The organism is Clostridium sp. AF32-7AC, assembly GCF_003477925.1.
GTDB classification, from domain to species: Bacteria; Bacillota; Clostridia; order Lachnospirales; family Lachnospiraceae; genus Otoolea; species Otoolea fessa.
In genome coordinates this window covers 157,540-158,950 of sequence record NZ_QUEG01000006.1, presented here as the reverse complement: position 1 = coordinate 158,950, position 1,411 = coordinate 157,540, and the positions used below count along the sequence as shown (strand labels likewise).

Here is a 1,411-nt window from a genome sequence, read left to right as displayed (position 1 = left end):
TTCGTAGAGTACATTACTCCACGAAAAAACACCGCCAAACACTGAAAACTCAGCATTATTTGACGGTGTTGACAATTTATTTGACGGCTAATAAATCAGAAAGCCGTTGCATATTTTCTCTTTTTAAATCCATGGATGGGTGTACATAGCGATTCATTGTAATATTCACGCTGGCATGACCCAATATTTCGCTGAGACTTTTTACATCGAATCCAAGCTCTATGCACCTTGTAGCAAATGTATGACGTAACGAGTGATAATTTGCGGAGGTGATTCCGCTGTTTTTCAATACCTTCTTAAAATGATTTTGCATGGTTCTTGGTTCTAATGGATTCTGATCGCTATTGGTTAGGATGTAGCCAGTAGAAGAAGCTTTGTGTGCTGTAAGAATAGTCATTAAGCCATGGGGTACTGGAATAGTACGGATGGAGCAAGCACTTTTTGGTGTGGTAACAACAATCCTTGTCTTGTATTCACTGTTGGTTCTATCTTGGATTCTCTGGAGCGTTTGATGCACGTGGATTGTGTAATCTGAGAATGAAACATCTTCCCATCGTAACGCACAAATTTCACCTACTCTGAGACCAGTGAATAAACATACTAATATACCAATATTGCAGGAATCAAGATTAGAATACAAGTATTGGCATAATTTTTCCTGTTCAGCACGACTCAAAACTCTCATTTCCTTCGTTTGACGTTTTATCTGTATAGATCGTGCGTCACAAGAAATGGCTTTCCCGTTTCGGGTGGCAAATTGTAAGACATTTCGAATTAGAGATAAAATATCTGAAACAGTTTTAGAGGAAAGTCCATTCTCCTTTAATCCACCAGAAACAAGGAAAAAATTACACTGCGTTTCAATAAACTCGTGTGTTATATCACGCAATTGTTTGCTTCCGAACACAGGAAGTATATACGAGCTGAGAAGATTCCTATATTTGTTGCTTGTAGATTCCTTCACTTTAGGACATATAGCTTGAAACCATTCCATAGCAACCTGTTCAAATTGATCTGAGCTAATTTCTGGATCGACAGTGACAGAATTACTCGTGCACGAACTTTGACTGATAAGTTTTGCCTTGACTTCTCGATATGACTTTGCATAAACATAACCGTAATTGGCTTTGCCTGTAGAAGATCGGGACTTAATGTATCTTCCTTCCCATCTGCCGTCTTTCCTTTTGTAAATATTTTCTCCTTTTCGTGCCATAAGGTACACCTCCTTCAATATGACTATAATTCTGACGGCAAATTGTGACTTTGGAACTTTCTAAGATGGATTTTTGTGCAAAACCTCGTGTTTTATGTCCCTAACATATTGACAAACAGTGCGACAATTTGTAAAATAAAGATATAAACTAAAAAAAACAGAGAAGAATGCGATTCGTGGAGTAATGTACTCTACGAA

General features: G+C 37.8%; 1 protein-coding gene. It reads right to left on the bottom strand.

Features of this window, described 5'->3' with window-relative positions; all coding sequences use genetic code 11:
- Nucleotides 1-76 precede the first annotated feature (76 nt).
- The gene (locus tag DWZ45_RS10410; protein WP_002304408.1) at nt 77-1,213 is read right to left on the bottom strand and encodes a site-specific integrase; all 1,137 of its coding nucleotides are present in this window, start codon (nt 1,211-1,213) and stop codon (nt 77-79) included.
- Between the last annotated feature and the right edge of the window lie 198 nt (nt 1,214-1,411).